The organism is Streptomyces sp. NPDC050806 (assembly GCF_055586425.1).
The window spans coordinates 273,060-290,230 of the sequence record NZ_JBVJIF010000006.1 but is presented as its reverse complement, the minus strand read 5'-3'; the positions used below and the strand labels follow the sequence as shown (position 1 = coordinate 290,230).

Here is a 17,171-nt window from a genome sequence, read left to right as displayed (position 1 = left end):
GGGCGGGACGATGTGGCGGTGCACGGGACCGCGGTGGTCGGGCGACGCCTTCGGGCTCGGCTGGTACCACCCGGAGCGGGGCGAGGAGCGGCGCAGCACGCTGCCCGCCGGCCGGGCGCTGGCGTTCGCGGTGGAGGGCGAGCGGCGCTGCCTCGGCGTGCGGCGGGCCGGGCGGTGGATCGTCTGTCCGCACGCGGCGGTGCTCGACGGGGCGGGCGCGCGCGATCAGTGCCCGGACTGCGCGCGGCTGGACCGTTCGCGGTCGGTCGCCGCTGACACCATGGCCGACGATCCGCGCCCGTACGGCGTCTACCTGGCGTACTTCGGCCCCGGTCTGCTCAAGGTGGGGATCACCGCGGCCGAGCGGGGCGCGGCGCGGCTGCTGGAGCAGGGCGCGGTCGGGTACTCCTGGCTGGGGCACGGGCCGCTGATGGCCGCGCGGCGGGCCGAGGCGCTGCTGGGGAGCGCGCTGGCGGTCCGTGACCGGTTCGCCAAGGCGGAGAAGCGGGCGGCGCGGCGGGCGCTGCCGCCGGCCGCCGAGCGGGCCGCCGCGCTGGGCGCGCTGCACCGCGAGGCGCAGTCGCTGCCGGGCTGGCCGGAGGCGCTCCGGGCCGCCCCGTACGCGTACGAGGACCACTCCGAGGTGTTCGGGCTGGGCCGGATTCCGGTGGAGCCGGGGGCCGTGGGGGAGGTCGGGGCGCTGCGCGCGGGGACGGAGATCGCCGGGAAGGTGCTGGCGGCGGCCGGGTCCGACCTGTACCTGCGGCAGGAAGGGGAGGAGGACCGGGGCGGGAGCGTGGTGCCGGTGGTGGTCCTGGACGCCCGGCTGCTCTCCGGATGGGTGCTGCGGGCCGCGGCGGGGAAGGTGACGACGGCGGACGTGGTGGTCCGGGCGGTGAGCGGTACGGACGAGGGACGGCAGGAGGGGTTGTTCTGAAGGCGCCGGAGGGGCCGTGCGGGACGGCGGCCGAAGGGGACGAGCGGGTCGGGGAGTTCTGGCGGGAGCTGGGGCTCCCCGGACTGATCGACGTGCACACGCACTTCATGCCGGAGCGCGTGCTGGCCAAGGTCTGGGCGTACTTCGACGCGGCCGGGCCGCTGGTGGGCCGGGAGTGGCCGATCGCCTACCGGTACGAGGAGGAGACCCGCCTCGCCGTGCTGCGCGGCTTCGGCGTCCGCGCGTTCACCTCGATGATCTACCCGCACAAGCCCGGCATGGCGCGCTGGCTGAACGGCTGGGCGGCCGGCTTCGCCGCCCGCACGCCCGACTGCCTGCGGACCGCGACCTTCTTCCCCGAGGACGGCGCCGCGGCGTACGTCCGGGAGGAACTGGCGGGCGGCGCGCGGATCTTCAAGGCACATGTGCAGGTCGGTGCGTACGACCCGGCGGACGAGCGGCTCGACGAGGTGTGGGGGCTGCTGGCGGACGCGGGAGTGCCGGTGGTCACCCACTGCGGTTCGGGGCCCGCGCCCGGCAAGCACACCGGGCCCGAGCCGGTCGCCCGGGTGCTGGCCCGGCACCCGCGGCTGACGCTGGTCGTCGCGCACATGGGGATGCCGGAGTACACCGACTTCCTGGACCTGGCGGAGCGGTACGGGAACGTCCATCTGGACACGACGATGAACTTCACCGACTTCGCCGAGCGGTCGGCGCCGTTCCCGCGGGAGGAGCGCGGGCGGCTGGCGGACCTCGGCGACCGGATCCTCTTCGGCAGCGACTTCCCGAACATCCCGTACGGCTACGCCCACGCGCTGGAGTCGCTGACGCGGCTGGAGCTGGGGGACGACTGGCTGCGCGGGGTGTGCCACGGGAACGCGGCCCGGCTGCTGGACCTCTGACGGCGTTGCCCCCCGCCCCGCGCACAGGGCCGATTGTCAGTGGTGCCTGCCATGCTCTTCTCAGTGGGACCGGCTGGACCGCGCGGGGGGCGGCCCAGCCGGTCGGACGCTCTTCCGCCGCGCCCAGCTGCGTTTCTCAGGAAATTCACAGGAACCCGAAAGGGCGCTCTCAGAGGCCGCCGCCAGGCTTGCCGGTATGACTGCCACTGCCGGCTCGCCGCCCTCCGCGAAGAAGCAACCGGAACTGCTGCGCCCCGACGGGAGCCCGGTGCGCGTGCTCGTCGTCGACGACGAGGCGTCGCTCACCGACCTGCTCTCGATGGCGCTGCGCTACGAGGGCTGGGACATCCGCTCCGCCGGGGACGGTACGAGCGCGCTGCGTGCCGCGCGTGAGTGGCGGCCGGACGCGGTGCTCCTGGACGTCATGCTGCCCGACATGGACGGCCTGACCGTGCTGGGCCGGCTCCGCCGCGACCTGCCCGATGTGCCGGTGCTCTTCCTCACGGCCAAGGACGCCGTGGAGGACCGCATCGCGGGGCTGACCGCGGGCGGTGACGACTACGTCACCAAGCCGTTCAGCCTGGAGGAGGTGGTCGCCCGGCTGCGCGGACTGCTGCGCCGGGCCGGAGCCGCCGCCGTGCGCGCGGAGTCGGTGCTCACGGTGGGCGACCTCGTGCTGGACGAGGACAGTCACGAGGTCTCGCGCGACGGGGTGGACATCCACCTCACGGCCACGGAGTTCGAGCTGCTGCGGTACCTCATGCGCAATCCGCGCCGGGTGCTCAGCAAGACCCAGATCCTGGACCGGGTGTGGAGCTACGACTTCGGCGGCCAGGCCAACGTCGTCGAGCTGTACATCTCCTACCTGCGGCGGAAGATCGACGCCGGCCGCAGCCCGATGATCCACACCCGGCGCGGCGCGGGCTATCTGATCAAGCCGGGCGAGTAGGCGGACCGACGCTCATGTCCCGTACCCCCGGCGGCCGTTCCGGCCGGCGACCGTGGTCCCTGCGCACCCGGCTGGTGGTGGCCGCGGTCGCGCTGATCGCCGTGGTCGCCACCGTCATCGGCACGGTCACGACGATCGCGCTCCACTCGTACCTGCAGAACCAGCTCGACGGCCAGCTGCTGGACTCCGCCCGGCGCACCCAGGGCCCGGTCGCGATGCACGATCCGATGCAGCGGCGGAGCCTGGACTTCGTCGCGCTGCCGGGCCAGCCGATCGGCACCGTCGGCGGCCGGGTCACGCCCGACGGCGAGATCGCGGACGGCGCGAAGAACAACGACTCCAAGAGCCGCGTTCCCGCCGAGCACCTCGACGCGCTGAACGGCGCCCAGCTCCGAGCGATGGAGGACGTCCCCCGGGACGGCCGCCCGCACACCGCCACCCTGCCCGGCCTCGGCGACTACCGCGTCCAGTCCACCAAGGACGGTTCGGTGGTCGTCGGGCTGCCGCTGGCCCAGGTGGAGGACACGGTCGGCACGCTGATCGTGGTCGAGGTCTGTGTGACGGCCGCCGGGCTGGTCGCGGCAGGCATCGCGGGCGCCTCGATGGTCGGGTTCGCCCTGCGGCCGCTGCGCAGGGTCGCCGCGACCGCCACCCGCGTCTCCGAACTCCCCCTGCACGAGGGCGAGGTGGCGCTGCACGAGCGGGTGCCGGCCGCCGAGGCCGATCCGCGTACCGAGGTCGGCCAGGTCGGCGCGGCGCTCAACCGCATGCTGGGGCACGTCGGTTCGGCGCTCGCCGTGCGGCAGGAGAGCGAGACGCGGGTACGGCAGTTCGTCGCCGACGCCAGCCACGAGCTGCGTACGCCGCTCGCCTCCATCCGCGGCTACGCCGAGCTGACCCGGCGCGGCCGCGAGGAGCCGGGCCCCGACACCCGGCACGCGCTGGGCCGCATCGAGTCCGAGGCGACCCGGATGACCGGGCTGGTGGAGGACCTGCTGCTGCTCGCCCGGCTGGACGCGGGCCGCCCGCTCTCGTACGCGAGCACCGATCTCTCCCCGCTGGTCGTGGACGCGGTCGGCGACGCCCGCGCGGCGGGCCCCGGGCACCGCTGGCGGCTCGAACTCCCCGAGGAGCCCGCACTCGTACGGGCCGACGCGGCGCGCCTGCACCAGGTGCTGGTCAACCTGCTCGCCAACGCCCGTACGCACACCCCGGAGGGCACGACGGTCACCGCGCGGGTGGCCCGGCACGGCCCGTCCGTACTGCTGCGGATCGAGGACGACGGGCCAGGCATCCCGGCGGCGACGCTGCCGCACGTCTTCGAGCGGTTCGCGCGCGGCGACGCCTCGCGGTCGCGGTCCGCCGGGAGCACCGGTCTCGGCCTGGCCATCGTCCGCGCCGTGGTGGCCGCGCACGACGGCGAAGTGGGCGTGGACAGCGTGCCGGGACGGACCGTCTTCACGGTCCGGCTGCCCGCCGCCGCGCCCGGTGGCGAGCCCGCCGTGACGCACGCGACGGAGCCCGCCGAGGACTCACAGGCAGGGCACAGGCTCACCACACGGAGGTGACAGCGGGGCCGACGAACGTCGTTCCCATGACGACGACACAGCCGGCCCCGGGCCCCACTCCGGCCCCGGGCCACTCTCAGGCCCCCGCCCCGGAACCCGCACCGGCGCCCGTCCCGCTGGGCTCCCTGCCGCCGCGCGCACACCTGCGGCCCGGCCGGACCGCGACCGTCCTGGACGTGGTGGTCCCGGTCTACAACGAGGAGAACGACCTCGAACCGTGCGTGCGGCGGCTCCACGAGTACCTGACCCACACGTTCCCGTACGGCTTCCGGATCACCATCGCGGACAACGCGAGCACCGACGCCACGCCCGAGGTCTCGGCCCGGCTGGACGACGAGCTCGCCGAGGTCACCGCGGTACGGCTGGAGCAGAAGGGCCGCGGCCGGGCGCTGCGTACCGTCTGGTCGATGTCCGGCGCGCCCGTCCTGGCGTACATGGACGTGGACCTGTCCACCGACCTGAACGCGCTGCTGCCGCTGGTGGCGCCGCTGATCTCCGGCCACTCCGACCTGGCGATCGGCTCCCGGCTGGCGCGCAGCTCGCGCGTGGTCCGCGGCCCCAAGCGGGAGTTCATCTCGCGCAGCTACAACGTGATCCTGCGGGGCTCGCTGGCCGCCCGGTTCAGCGACGCGCAGTGCGGGTTCAAGGCGATCCGCGGCGACGTGGCCCAGCGGCTGCTGCCGATGATCGAGGACACCGGCTGGTTCTTCGACACCGAGATGCTGGTGCTCGCCGAGCGGGCCGGACTGCGGATCCACGAGGTGCCGGTGGACTGGGTCGACGACCCCGACAGCACCGTCCACATCGTGAAGACCGCCACCGACGACCTCAAGGGGGTCTGGCGGGTGGGGCGGGCGCTGGCCACCGGCGCGCTGCCGCTGGACCGGCTGGCCCGGCCCTTCGGCGACGACCCGCGCGACCGGCAACTGGCCGGCGTACCGGGCGGACTCGCCCGCCAGCTCGTCGGCTTCTGTGTCATCGGCGCGCTCAGCACGGTCGCCTACCTGCTGCTGTACTCGCTCTTCCGGCTCGGCATCGGGCCGCAGGCCGCCAACGCGCTGGCCCAGCTGCTCTGCGCGCTGGGCAACACCGCCGCCAACCGGCGCCTCACCTTCGGCGTACGGGGCCGGGACCGCGCGGTCCGCCACCAGGCCCAGGGCCTGGTCGTCTTCGCCATCGGCCTCGCGCTGACCAGCGGTTCGCTGGCGGCCCTGAACGCGGCGGCGGGCGACGCCTCGCACGGCACCGAACTGGCCGTACTGATCGCCGCGAACCTCGCCGCGACCGTGCTCCGCTTCCTCCTCTTCCGCGCCTGGGTCTTCCCGGGCACCACCCCCGCCCAGCAGGGCACCAGCGATTCCAGGAGCTCTTGATGACCGCGCCACCCCTGTACGAGGCTCCGCGGGCGGACACCCCGCCCGAGCCGCGTACCCCGACGCGCCCCGCCGATCCGCGCTGGGCCCGCCCCGGTCTGCTGCTCCTGCTGGCGGTGACCGCCGCGCTCTACCTGTGGGACCTGGGCGCGTCCGGATACGCCAACTCCTTCTACTCGGCGGCGGTCCAGGCCGGCAGCGAGAGCTGGAAGGCGTTCTTCTTCGGCTCCTCGGACGCCGCGAACTCCATCACCGTCGACAAGCCGCCGGCCGCGCTGTGGCCGATGGGGCTGTCGGTGAAGCTCTTCGGGCTCGGCGCCTGGCAGATCCTGGTGCCCGAGGCGCTGATGGGCGTCGCGTCGGTCGGCGTGCTGTACGCGGCCGTGCGCCGGCGCTTCGGGGCGGGCGCCGGGCTGCTGGCGGGGGCCGTGCTGGCGGTCGCCCCGGTCGCCGCGCTGATGTTCCGCTTCAACAACCCCGACGCGCTGCTCTGCCTGCTGATGGTCTGCGCGATCGCCTGTGTGCTGCGCGCCCTGGAGGAAGCGCGTACCAAGTGGCTGGTGCTGGCCGGGGTCTGCTTCGGCTTCGCCTTCCTGGTCAAGACGCTCCAGGCGTGGCTGATCCTGCCGCCACTGGCGCTGGTCTACCTGCTCTGCGCGCCCACCACGGTCCGCAGGCGCATCGGGCAGACGCTGCTCGCCGGGCTCGCGCTGATCGCCTCCGCCGGCTGGTGGGTGGCGATCGTCGAGCTGTGGCCGGCGTCCTCGCGCCCGTACATCGGCGGCTCGCAGAACAACAGCTTCCTGGAGCTGACCTTCGGCTACAACGGCCTGGGCCGGATCAACGGCAACGAGACCGGCAGCGTCGGCGGCGGTGGCGGCGGCCGGGGCGGCGGCGGTGGCGGCTGGGGCGAGACCGGCATCACCCGGCTCTTCTCCTCCGACATGGGCGGCCAGATCTCCTGGCTGCTGCCCGCGGCCTTCCTCCTGCTCGTCGCCGGGCTGGTCGTACTGTGGCGGGCCCGGCGAGCGAAGGACGCGACGGACGCGGTGGCCGTGGCGGACGACCTGGCCGCGCAGCAGCGGAACGCGTTCCGGGTCTGGGGCGGCGCGCTGCTGATGACCTTCGTGACCTTCAGCTTCATGTCCGGGATCTTCCACCAGTACTACAACATCGCCCTGGCCCCGTACATCGCGGCGCTCGTGGGCATGGGCGCCGCGGTGCTGTGGCAGCGCCGGCGGCAGGTCGCCGCCACGTCGGTGCTCGCGCTGACGGTCGCGGTCACGGCGGTCTGGTCGTACGTCCTGCTCGACCGGTCCGCGTCCTGGCTGCCGTGGCTGCGCTGGACCGTGCTGGTCGGCGGGCTGTTCGCGGCGGTCGCGCTGGCGGTCCTCGGCCGCGGGCAGGAGGGGGCCGGCCGGCGGCTGGCGGTCGGTGCCGCGGGGCTGGGCCTCGCGACGTCGCTGGCCGGGCCGGTGGCGTACACGCTGAACACGGTGACGACCCCGCACACCGGCTCGATCATCACGGCGGGTCCTTCGGTCTCGGGCGGCATGGGCGGACCGGGCGGCATGGGCCGTCCCGGCGGTATGGGCGGCGGCAAGGGCGGCCCGCCCGGAATGCCGGGCGGCCAGAACGGCCAGAACGGCCAGCAGGGCCAGGGCCAGAACGGTCAGGGGCAGAACGGCCGGCAGGGCGGCCCCGGCGGGACGGGCATGCCGCCGGGCATGAACCCCGGCGGCGGGAACGGCAACCAGGGCGCTCAGGTAAACCAGGGCGGCCAGGGCAACCAGGGCAACCAGGGCAACGGCGCCCAGCAGGGCAACGGCGCCCGCAACGGCTTCCCCGGCTTCGGCGGCACGGGCGGCGGCGAGCGCGGCGGCATGCGCGGAGGCGGCGGCATGGGCGGCCTGCTCAACGGCGCGCAGGTCAGCGACAAGGTGAAGGCCAAGCTGCTCGCCGACGCCGACCAGTACACCTGGGTCGCCGCGTCCATCGGCTCGCAGAACGCGGCCAGTTACCAGCTGGCGACCGAGAAGCCGGTGATGGCCATCGGCGGCTTCAACGGCAGCGACCCGTCACCGACCCTGAAGCAGTTCCAGCAGTACGTGAAGGAAGGGAAGATCCACTACTTCCTGGGCGGCGGCATGGGCGGACCGGGCGGCAACTCGGGCACCTCGTCCAAGATCACTTCCTGGGTGTCGAAGAACTACCAGAAGGTCACCGTCGGCAGCACCACGCTGTACGACCTGACCAGCCCGAAGAAGTAGCGGCGCGGCCGCCGCCCCGGCCCCGGGGCGGCGGCCGGAAATCAAATGTACGGCGTATAAGGGATCCCTGTACGGTGTAAGCCAATCCGCTCACATCCGTACAGGGAGCCTGCATGTCCCCCGTGGCCTCCGCTGCCGCCACCGCTGAGGGCCCACCGCGTCACGCCGCGCGCTGGATCATCCTCGGCGTCATCTGCCTCGCGCAGCTCACCGTCGTCCTCGACAACACCGTCCTCAACGTCGCCGTCCCCTCCCTGAACAAGGAGCTGGGCGCGACCACCGCCGACATCCAGTGGATGATCAACGCCTATTCGCTGGTCCAGTCCGGCCTGCTGCTCACGGCGGGCAACGCCGCCGACCGCTACGGCCGCAAGAAGATGCTCGCCGCCGGCCTGGTGCTCTTCGGCCTCGGCTCGGTCTGCGCGGGCTTCTCGCAGACCGCGGGCCAGCTCATCGCCGCGCGCGCCGGGATGGGCATCGGCGGTGCGCTGCTGCTGACCACCACCCTCGCCGTCGTCGTCCAGATCTTCGACGACGAGGAGCGGCCCAAGGCGATCGGCATCTGGGGTGCGGTGAACTCCCTCGGCTTCGCCGCCGGCCCGCTCTTCGGCGGGACGCTGCTGAACCACTTCTGGTGGGGCTCGATCTTCCTGATCAACCTCCCGGTCGCCCTGCTGGCCCTGGTCGCCGTCGTGAAGCTGATACCGGAGTCCAAGAATCCCTCCGGCGACCGCCCCGACCTGCTCGGCGCCCTGCTGTCCATGATCGGCATGGTCGCCGTGGTCTTCGCGATCATCTCCGGGCCCGACCACGGCTGGCTCTCCGGCCGCGTGCTGAGCTCCGCGGCCCTCGGCATCGTCGCGCTCGCCGTCTTCGCGCGCTGGGAGCTGCACACCCCGCACCCCATGCTGGACATGCACTTCTTCCGCGACCGCAAGTTCGTCGGCGCCGTCGCGGGCGGCATCCTCGTCGCGTTCGGCATGGGCGGATCGATGTTCCTGCTCACCCAGCACCTGCAGATGGTGCTCGGCTACGCGCCGCTGGAGGCGGGCCTGCGCATCGCCCCGCTCGCCCTGACCGCCCTGGTCCTGAACTTCTCCGGCCTCGCGGGCCGCTGGATGGTCAAGCTCGGTACGCCGCGCACCATCGCCGTCGGGATGACCCTGCTCGCGGCCGGCCTCGCGGCCGTCTCGCTGCTGGGATCGGAGACCTATGGCGGCATGCTCGCCGGACTGATCGTCATGGGCGTCGGCGTCGCCCTCGCGATGCCCGCCATGGCCAACGCCATCATGTCCGCGATCCCGCCCGCCAAGGCGGGCGTCGGCGCCGGCGTCAACGGCACGCTCATGGAGTGCGGCCAGGGCCTGGGCGTCGCCGTGCTCGGCGCGGTGCTCAACTCCCGCTTCGCCGCGCTGCTCCCGGCGGTCGCGGCCGGTGCGGGCTCGCTGCCCGCCGCGCTCGCGGCAGCCGGTACGGACGCCGACCGCGCCGCCGTGCGCGACGCCTTCGCGACCGGCATCCAGACCAGCCAACTGGTCGGCGCGGCAGCGGTGTTCGCCGGCGGCCTGGTCGCCGGCATCCTCCTCGGCCGCGTCGAGCGTGCCGAACGGGCCGCCGCCGCGCAGCCCGTCGTCCCGGACGCCACAGCGGTCACGATGGCCGAGGGCTCCGCGGTACCGGGCACGGGCGGCGCGCCGGACGTCGCCGGACGGGCGGGGCGCTCCCGTGCCGAAGCGGAATAGCATCGAGGCGGCAGGACCGCGTACGACCAGTTCAGCGATGAGGGAGGGCGCGCCATGGCAGCGACGGGCAGCCGCGCCGGCAAGCCGCGGAAAAGTGTCTGGCTGACCGAACGTCCCCCGCTGAAGCGGAAGGCGGACCAGCCGGCCGGGCTGGACCTGGACAAGATCGTGGCGACGACCGTCCGGCTGCTGGACGCGGACGGGCTGGCGGCGTTCTCGATGCGCCGCCTGGCCGCCGCGCTCGGCGTCACGGCGATGTCGGTCTACTGGTACGTCGACACCAAGGACGACCTGCTGGAGCTGGCCATCGACGCGGTGGCCGGCGAGATCGAGCTGCCGGACGAGGACGACCCGGAGCAGGACTGGCGGGACCACCTGCGGCACCTCGCCGCCGAGTACCGCAAGGTGCTCGTCACCCACCGCTGGGCGCCGCGGCTGCTGGGGGAGTACCTCAACGTGGGCCCGCACGCGATCGCGTTCTCCAACGCGACGCTGCGGGTCATGCGGGACAGCGGGCTGACCCCGGAACAGGTCTCCGGCGCGCTCGGCTCGATCTTCCAGTTCGTCTACGGCTTCAGCACGGTCGAGGGGCTGCACGAGCAGCGCAGCCGGGAGACCGGCAAGTCGCTGGACGAGCAGTTCGACGAGGTCGTCGGGGCGGTGCAGGACCGCCCGGAGTTCGCCGAGACGATGGAGATGTCCGCCAGGTCCCTGGAGCTCCGGCAGGGCATCGGCGTCCGGGAGATGCGCGAGCGCGACTTCGCCTTCGCGCTGGACGTGCAGATCGCCGGCATCGAGGCGATGCGCGACCGGGGCCGCATGCCCTGAGGCGTACGTACGGTCGGCCGCTCCGACCGCGCCGCTCCGACCGCACGGGAAAGGGCGGTGGCTGTCCGCGCAGGGACAGCCACCGCCCTCTTTCTCTTCCGGGTGACCGGCCGGCCGTCGGGAGTGATCGGCCGGCGGCGGGCGCTCAGCCCGCCATCGGCAGCGAGTCCCCCTGGACCGCCTGGATGTCCAGCTCCACCCGGAGGGTGGTGCCGATGGCGGCGATGCCCGCCGCGACGACCTGGTTGTAGTTCATCTTGAAGTCCTCGCGGCGCAGCTCGGCGGTGGCGCTGAACGCCGCCCGCGTACCGCCCCACGGGTCCGGGCCCGTGCCCAGGTACGAGAGGTTCAGGTCCACCGGCCGCGAGACGCCGTGCAGCGAGAGGTCGCCGTGCACGGTCCAGCGGTCCGGCCCGGCCGCCTCAAGACCCGTGGAGCGGTAGGTCAGCTCCGGGTAGGTCTCCACGTCCAGGAAGTCGGCGTTGCGCAGGTGGCCGTCGCGCATCCCGTTGCCGGTGTCGATCGACGCGGCCTTGATGACGGCCTCGACGCGCGACTTCTCCAGGTCCTCGGAGATGTCGATGCGGCCCGCGAACTCGGTGAACCGGCCGCGCACGCTGGAGATTCCCAGGTGCTGCGCGGACGCCGCCACGGACGAATGCATCGGGTCGATCGTCCACGGTCCGGGCGGCGGCAGTTCGGCGCCGCCCTGGCGGGCCAGCGTCAGGTTGCCGACGTCCATCCGGCCGCTCGCCGTCACGATCGAGGTCGAGGCGACCGGCGTGTAGCCCACGGCCGTCACGATCACCGTGTACGGGCCGGGCTGCAGCGGCGTCGCGTCGCGCACGACGCCGTCCTCGTCGGCCGTTGCCCGCAGGACCTGCGTGCCCGTCATGTCCGTGACGGTCAGCACCGCGTGCTTGACCGCCCAGCCGTCGCGTGTCCGGACCTGTGCCCGAACGCCCGCGCCTGTCGAACTCATACCCACTCCCGATGTCGTGCTTGGTACATGTGGGCCCCGGCCGGCGGCGAGCAGGCCGTCCCCTGCCTTTGATGCCCGCCGCCGCCGGGGCCCTGTGGTCCGGTCCGGGGCGCGTCTCCGCTCAACGCGCGCCCCCGACCGGGGCTGTGCTACGGGGCGTGATGCCCCGGCCCCCGTTGGCTCTATCGCCGTGGCGGTGTCAGTCGCCCGGGTGGGCGAGTTCGACGTCGTAGCCGTCGGCCCCGCTCGCGTCCACCGACAGCGCGTTGGCCACCGGCGGGTATCCGCTGGCGATCACCGTGTAGTCGCCGGTGTCCAGGTCGGTGAAGGCGTACGCGCCGTCCTCACCGGTCGTGGAGGTGGCGACCACGTTGCCGGCCGCGTCGACCAGCGTGACCCGCGCGTCCGGCAGCGGACGGCGGTCCGCGCCGGCCCGGACGATGCCCTGGACACGGGCGCCGGACTGCAGCGCGATCTCCAGGCGGGTGATGCCCTGTCCGCTGACCTCGACCGGCTGTGCCGTCGGCCGGAAGTCGGTGGCGTTCACCGCGACGGTGTACGTACCGGCGGCCAGCTCGTCGAAGGCGAAGGAGCCCTCGGTGCCGGTCTTGCCGGTCGCCAGCACCTCACCGCGGATGTCCGTGACCACGACCATCGCGCCGTCCACCGGCTCGCCGGTGACCACGCTGCGGACCAGGCCGCGCAGGCCGCTGGTGCCGCTGAGCAGGATGTCGTAGCCGATCGGCTGGTCACCCACGACGACCGTGGACGCCTGCGGCTGGTGACCGTCGGCGGCCGCGATCAGGACGTACGAGCCGGCGCCGGGGGCGTTCAGCACGTACGAGCCGTTGGCCTGGGCCACCGAGCGGCCCAGCTGGCGGCCGCTGAGCGAGATCAGCGTGACCGCGGAGCGCGCCACCGGCTGGCCGTCGGCGTTCCGGACGAAGCCGGTGATGGCCGGGCCCTCCGGGGTGCCGGGGTCGCCGGCGGAGGCGTACGCCGCCAGGCGCTGACCCTGCGCTGCCACGGCCGGCTGGGGCTGGGCCCAGGACGGGGCGTGCTCGTCCGGGGCGACCGACGGGGCGCCGACCAGGGCCGGCTCCAGCGCCTCGGTCGAGGCGGCGGAAGCGGCGGCCGGGGCGGCGGCGGCGGCCGGGGCGGCGGCAGCGGCGTCCGTGGTGGCGCCGGACGCGGTGGCGTCCGAACCGTCGTCGGAGGACTGGGCCAGTCCACCCTTGGTCTTCAAGGCGACCTCCTTGATGAAAAGCGTCAGAAGGAAGGCGAGCAGCGCGCAGGGGGCGGCGATCAGGAAGATGTCGGCGACAGCGTGCCCGTAGGCACTCTCCATGACCGTCCGGAGGGGCGCCGGGAGGGCGTCCAGGTCCGGGATGCCTCCGCCGCCGGCACCGCCGGACTGGGCGGCCTTGGCGGCAGCCGGTCCGAGGTCGGCCAGGCCGTCCTTGACGTAGTGCGTGACTCGGGTTGCCAGCACCGCGCCGAGCGCCGAGACACCCACCGCACCGCCGAGGGAGCGGAAGAAGGTGACGACGGACGAGGCGGAGCCGAGGTCCTGGGGGTCGACCTGGTTCTGCGTGCAGAGGACCAGGTTCTGCATCATCATGCCGATGCCGAGACCCATCAGGGCCATGAAGATCGCGACGTGCCAGTACTCGGTGTCGTACCGGATCGTGCCCAGCAGGCCGAGACCCGCGGTCACGAGCACACCACCGGAGACCAGCCAGGCCTTCCACTTGCCGGTCTTGGTGATGACCTGGCCCGACACGGTCGAGGAGATGAACAGACCCGCGATCATCGGGATGGTCATCACGCCGGACATCGTCGGCGACTTGCCGCGCGCCAGCTGGAAGTACTGGCTGAAGAACACGGTGCCGGAGAACATCGCGATACCGACGAACAGGGAGGCCAGCGAGGCCAGGGTGATCGTCTTGTTGCGGAACAGCCGGAGCGGGATGATCGGCTCGGCGGCCTTGGTCTCCACGAAGACGAAGATCAGGGCGAGCACGACGGCACCGCCGACCATGGCAGCGGTCTGCCAGGACATCCAGTCGTACTTGTCACCGGCCAGGGTGACCCACACCAGCAGCAGGCAGACCGCCGCGCTGATGAAGAAGGCACCCGCCCAGTCGACCTTGACGCCCTCGCGCTTGACCACGGGGAGCTTCAGGGTCTTCTGGAGCACGATCAGCGCGATCACCGCGAAGGGCACGCCGACGTAGAAGCACCAGCGCCAGCCGAGCCACGAGGTGTCGGTGATGACACCGCCGAGCAGCGGGCCGCCGACGGTGGCGACGGCGAAGACGGCGCCGAGGTAGCCGCTGTACCGCCCGCGCTCACGCGGGGAGATCATCGCGGCCATCACGATCTGGGCCAGGGCGGAGAGACCGCCCACGCCTATGCCCTGCACGACGCGGCAGGCGATCAGCATGCCGCTGTTCTGCGAGAGACCGGCGACGACGGAGCCGCCGACGTAGATGACCAGCGAGAGCTGCACCAGCAGCTTCTTGCTGAACAGGTCGGACAGCTTGCCCCACAGCGGGGTCGTCGCGGTCATCGCCAGCAGCGAGGCCGTCACGACCCAGGTGTAGGCACTCTGCCCGCCGTCCAGATCATGAATGATCTGCGGGAGCGCGTTCGACACGATGGTCGAAGAAAGAATGGCGACGAACATACCGAGCAGCAGCCCGGACAGCGCCTCCATGATCTGACGGTGCGTCATGGGGGCTCCGGCGGAGGCGTTACCGCCGCCTCCGTGCTTGGCGTGGCCGCCCCGCACACCGGCTGGTGTGGTTGTAGCCATGTAATTCCTTCTCATCCTGCTGGTGTACGGGTGGTGTGGTCGTGTCCCGCCCGGGTGCGGCAGTCGCCGAAGCTTTCGTGCAACTTCGCGAGCAGCTCGTTCAGCCGGCCGACGTCGTCGTCGGACCAGTCGTCGAGGTACCGGGCGAGGGAGTCCGTGTAGCGGACGGCCAGCTCGGCGAGGAGCTCCCGTCCACGGGGTGTCAGTCGAAGCAGCCTGGACCGTTTGTCCAGAGGGTCGGGCTCCCGCTCGATCCAGCCGCGCTCCGCGATGTGGGCGACGTGCCGGCTGGTCACCGACATGTCGATCATCAACAGCTCGGCCAGCTTGCTCATCCGCATCTCGCCGTACCGGTCGAGGATGGTGAGCACGCCTACCGAGGCGGGCGGGCAGTCGTGGGGCAGGATGCGCCCGAGTTCGCGTTTCACAGCGCCGATGGCGGTGAGTTGCCTGGCCAGCTCCTGGTACTGACCCTGCGCTGCCATGGGCACCTCCACACATCTTTTGTTGCTTGAGGCAACCATAGAAGCATTTGGTTGCCACAGGCAAACGAATCCTGGGTTCATGAGGTAAAGGAAACCAAAAAGATGTACCGTGCATGAGTCAAGGGTGCGGATGTGCTCCGTAAATCCGCAGGTCAGGGCGGTGTGCGCACGCCCTCACAGGGGCATACGGGCTCCCCTGCGCCCCCTCCGGTGCTTTGCGCCGCTCTGACCGACTCGCCACCGGCCGCCGCCACTCCTGGCACGCGCCGCACCGGGGCCGTCCGGGGGTGTCCCCCTACCCGCCGGTTCGCTAGGGTCTCGCCCTATGGCGAACAACCCGCAGACGCCCGGCGGCAACCACGACCCGGCCGGCAGCACGCAGATGTTCCGCGCCTTCGTCGACGAAGGCGCCCCCCAGTCCCCCCGCGCCGCCGCGGCCACCCAGCAGACCTCCTCGGGCCCCCGCGCGGGCATCATCATCGGCGTGGTCGTCGCCATCGTGATCGTCGCCGCGGCGGCGTGGCTGGCACTGGCCTGAGGCCGCTTCTTCTCCGGGCCCGCGCGTGAGGCGCGCGGGCCGCACGTCCCACGTCCCCTTCTCCGCCCCCGTACGACCACAGGGCTTCTCCCGGACGGCTGCCGTTCCCCGGCGCCGTCGGGAGAAGCCCTCGCGCATGTGCGGGCCTGGTGCCCCTCAGTCGAACTCCCCGTCCCGCACCCCGGCGCAGAACGCGGTCCACTCCTGGGCCGTGAACCGAAGATCACCGCGCTCCGGATGACGCGAGTCCCGCAGCGCCACCGCTCCGCCGTCCAGCTCGGCGACCTGCGCGCACGCCCCGTCGGCCCAGCTCTTACTGCTCTTCCGCCACCGCGCGTCCGTCAGTTCCAGCCCGTACAGCCCGTCCTTCGCGTTCTCCATACCGTCTCCTCTCACGACCCCCCTTCTTCCACCGCTCACCCTCGCCCGCCCCGCGTGAGCGCGCACCACGACCGGGGCTGATCGGCAGGCCCTTCGGCTGTTGCGGTTACCGATGCATCCGCCCGGCACGGCTCTCCGCAATCCTGAGCGCGTCCCGCAACGCCTCCACGAGCCCGTACGCCACACACCGCACCTCATTGGGGCGCGCCCGCCGCGCCTGCCCCGTCGCGCCGAGCACCTCACCGGCCCGCTCGACCATCCGGGCCCCCATGGCAAGCTGCACGGCTTCCATCTCGTCCGCGAGCCGCGCGACGTACCCGCCCCCGTCCGCGTCCGTCGACAGATAACACCGCCGCCCGTCACTACCGGCCCAAGGCAACAACCGCAGCCGCTCGGGCCCGCTCACGCGGCGAACACCGCGTACACCGAGAACTGCCCGTCGTACGCGAAGAGACGAGCGGCCCGCTCCCGGGCGAGCCGCTCGCAGACGACGAGGTAGGGCCGCACGAGCCGGGAGGCGTCCCCGTCGATCAATTCTTCGGTCCCCCGAGGTGGTTGCGAAGGCAAGGGAGGGGGACTGGCCGCTTCACGGTTGCCGTAATCCGTACGGGAGTGGCTGACCGTAGCAACGGGCCGGGAGAACAGATCTCCCAGCCACGCCACGGCCCGGGCGATACGGTGACGCATGTCGGCGCTCCTCTTCAGGGCTTGCGTTGACCACACCCCGGGGCTGTTGCCGCAGCCGCCGGGGCCTCGAATTCTCAGCTCTGGTGCAGTCTGCTACCCCTAGCTCGCCTAGGCACCGTAGCTACGTCTCGCGTGGTATGGCGTGGGCTGCTTACCTTGGTCCCGTGATGGAGTTTGCACCGGACGAGCCACGATGGCGCCAAGTGGCACGGATCATCCGCGCGCGCATAGAGGACGGCACCTACCCACCCGGTACGCGAGTGCCGTCCGTGGCCGAGATGCTGGAGGAATTCGGCATCGCCACGTCCACCGGCCAGAAGGTCCACCGTGGACTGCGTGCAGAGGGCCTGATCCAGACCCAGGTCGGCATGGGCTCCTTCGTGACGAAGGGCGCCCAGGAGAAACTGGCCGAGAGTCCCCAGGACGGATGAAGGGCGCCCCGAAGAAACGCTTCCGTGCGCCTGGGAGAAGTAGCGTCCGGCTGTGACGGACTTCGAACCGGGGCGCCCGCGTTGGCAACAGGTCGCTGACGTAATCCGCCGCCGCATCGCGGACGGCACCTACGCCCCCGGTACGCGCGTGCCCTCCGTACTGGCTCTCTCGGCGGAGTTCGGCATCGCCACGACCACCTCACAGAAGGTCCACCGCGGCCTACGCGCAGAGGGCCTGATCCACACCCAGCACGGCATGGGCTCCTTCGTCTCGTAAGTG

Annotated in this window: 17 protein-coding genes; 11 read left to right on the top strand and 6 right to left on the bottom strand. The window is 72.4% G+C overall.

What is annotated here, in order from left to right:
- The first annotated feature begins 10 nt into the window (after positions 1–10).
- The 8 genes from ACZ6WH_RS20630 to ACZ6WH_RS20595 all read left to right on the top strand — a co-directional run bounded on the left by ACZ6WH_RS20630 (position 11) and on the right by ACZ6WH_RS20595 (position 10,569).
- Entirely contained in the window at positions 11–937 is a 927-nt protein-coding gene (locus tag ACZ6WH_RS20630) for a DUF2797 domain-containing protein (RefSeq protein ID WP_469729824.1), read from the top strand.
- Complete coding sequence (locus ACZ6WH_RS20625) at positions 838–1,839, top strand: amidohydrolase family protein (protein WP_469729823.1); 1,002 nt, start codon at positions 838–840, stop codon at positions 1,837–1,839. Before ACZ6WH_RS20630 ends, ACZ6WH_RS20625 begins: the two co-directional genes overlap by 100 nt.
- 196 nt (positions 1,840–2,035) lie before the next feature.
- The gene (locus tag ACZ6WH_RS20620) at positions 2,036–2,788 is read left to right on the top strand and encodes a response regulator transcription factor (RefSeq protein WP_362212302.1); all 753 of its coding nucleotides are present in this window, start codon (positions 2,036–2,038) and stop codon (positions 2,786–2,788) included.
- 14 nt (positions 2,789–2,802) lie between these two features.
- A complete protein-coding gene (locus ACZ6WH_RS20615; protein WP_469729822.1) occupies positions 2,803–4,356 on the top strand; it encodes a HAMP domain-containing sensor histidine kinase in 1,554 nt (517 codons plus the stop codon).
- A gap of 26 nt (positions 4,357–4,382) precedes the next feature.
- Positions 4,383–5,729, top strand: a complete 1,347-nt coding sequence (locus ACZ6WH_RS20610; protein ID WP_469729821.1) for a bifunctional glycosyltransferase family 2/GtrA family protein — start codon at positions 4,383–4,385, stop codon at positions 5,727–5,729.
- Positions 5,729–7,999 carry an ArnT family glycosyltransferase gene (locus tag ACZ6WH_RS20605; RefSeq protein ID WP_469729820.1) on the top strand — a complete coding sequence of 757 codons (2,271 nt, stop codon included), beginning with the start codon at positions 5,729–5,731 and terminating at the stop codon, positions 7,997–7,999. The genes ACZ6WH_RS20610 and ACZ6WH_RS20605 overlap by 1 nt, the downstream gene beginning before the upstream one ends.
- Positions 8,000–8,112: 113 nt before the next feature.
- Complete coding sequence (locus ACZ6WH_RS20600; RefSeq protein ID WP_469729819.1) at positions 8,113–9,741, top strand: MFS transporter; 1,629 nt, start codon at positions 8,113–8,115, stop codon at positions 9,739–9,741.
- 54 nt (positions 9,742–9,795) lie between these two features.
- Positions 9,796–10,569, top strand: a complete 774-nt coding sequence (locus tag ACZ6WH_RS20595; protein WP_469729818.1) for a TetR/AcrR family transcriptional regulator — start codon at positions 9,796–9,798, stop codon at positions 10,567–10,569.
- Positions 10,570–10,714: 145 nt separating this feature from the next.
- On the opposite strand, the gene ACZ6WH_RS20590 is transcribed toward ACZ6WH_RS20595, so the two are convergent.
- From ACZ6WH_RS20590 to ACZ6WH_RS20580, 3 genes are all read right to left on the bottom strand, one after another.
- The gene (locus tag ACZ6WH_RS20590; RefSeq protein ID WP_361553022.1) at positions 10,715–11,551 is read right to left on the bottom strand and encodes a YceI family protein; all 837 of its coding nucleotides are present in this window, start codon (positions 11,549–11,551) and stop codon (positions 10,715–10,717) included.
- A 199-nt stretch (positions 11,552–11,750) separates the two neighbouring features.
- Positions 11,751–14,288, bottom strand: a complete 2,538-nt coding sequence (locus ACZ6WH_RS20585) for an MFS transporter (RefSeq protein WP_469729817.1) — start codon at positions 14,286–14,288, stop codon at positions 11,751–11,753.
- Between the two features lie 92 nt (positions 14,289–14,380).
- Positions 14,381–14,854 (bottom strand): MarR family winged helix-turn-helix transcriptional regulator, encoded by a 474-nt coding sequence (locus ACZ6WH_RS20580; RefSeq protein WP_362212287.1) that lies wholly within the window; start codon positions 14,852–14,854, stop codon positions 14,381–14,383.
- A 325-nt stretch (positions 14,855–15,179) separates the two neighbouring features.
- Here ACZ6WH_RS20580 and ACZ6WH_RS20575 point away from each other — a divergent pair, with 325 nt between their 5' ends.
- Complete coding sequence (locus ACZ6WH_RS20575) at positions 15,180–15,392, top strand: hypothetical protein (protein WP_469729816.1); 213 nt, start codon at positions 15,180–15,182, stop codon at positions 15,390–15,392.
- Positions 15,393–15,548: 156 nt separating this feature from the next.
- Here ACZ6WH_RS20575 and ACZ6WH_RS20570 read toward each other — a convergent pair whose 3' ends face one another.
- The 3 genes from ACZ6WH_RS20570 to ACZ6WH_RS20560 all read right to left on the bottom strand — a co-directional run bounded on the left by ACZ6WH_RS20570 (position 15,549) and on the right by ACZ6WH_RS20560 (position 16,307).
- Positions 15,549–15,773, bottom strand: a complete 225-nt coding sequence (locus ACZ6WH_RS20570; protein WP_469729815.1) for a DUF397 domain-containing protein — start codon at positions 15,771–15,773, stop codon at positions 15,549–15,551.
- A gap of 106 nt (positions 15,774–15,879) precedes the next feature.
- Positions 15,880–16,179 (bottom strand): hypothetical protein, encoded by a 300-nt coding sequence (locus tag ACZ6WH_RS20565; protein WP_469729814.1) that lies wholly within the window; start codon positions 16,177–16,179, stop codon positions 15,880–15,882.
- Positions 16,176–16,307, bottom strand: coding sequence for a hypothetical protein (locus ACZ6WH_RS20560; RefSeq protein ID WP_469729813.1), 132 nt, complete (start codon positions 16,305–16,307; stop codon positions 16,176–16,178). Before ACZ6WH_RS20560 ends, ACZ6WH_RS20565 begins: the two co-directional genes overlap by 4 nt.
- 356 nt (positions 16,308–16,663) lie before the next feature.
- On the opposite strand from ACZ6WH_RS20560, the gene ACZ6WH_RS20555 reads away from it, so the two are divergent.
- A complete protein-coding gene (locus ACZ6WH_RS20555; protein ID WP_469729812.1) occupies positions 16,664–16,891 on the top strand; it encodes a GntR family transcriptional regulator in 228 nt (75 codons plus the stop codon).
- A 52-nt stretch (positions 16,892–16,943) separates the two neighbouring features.
- Complete coding sequence (locus ACZ6WH_RS20550; RefSeq protein WP_469729811.1) at positions 16,944–17,168, top strand: GntR family transcriptional regulator; 225 nt, start codon at positions 16,944–16,946, stop codon at positions 17,166–17,168.
- Positions 17,169–17,171: the final 3 nt, after the last annotated feature.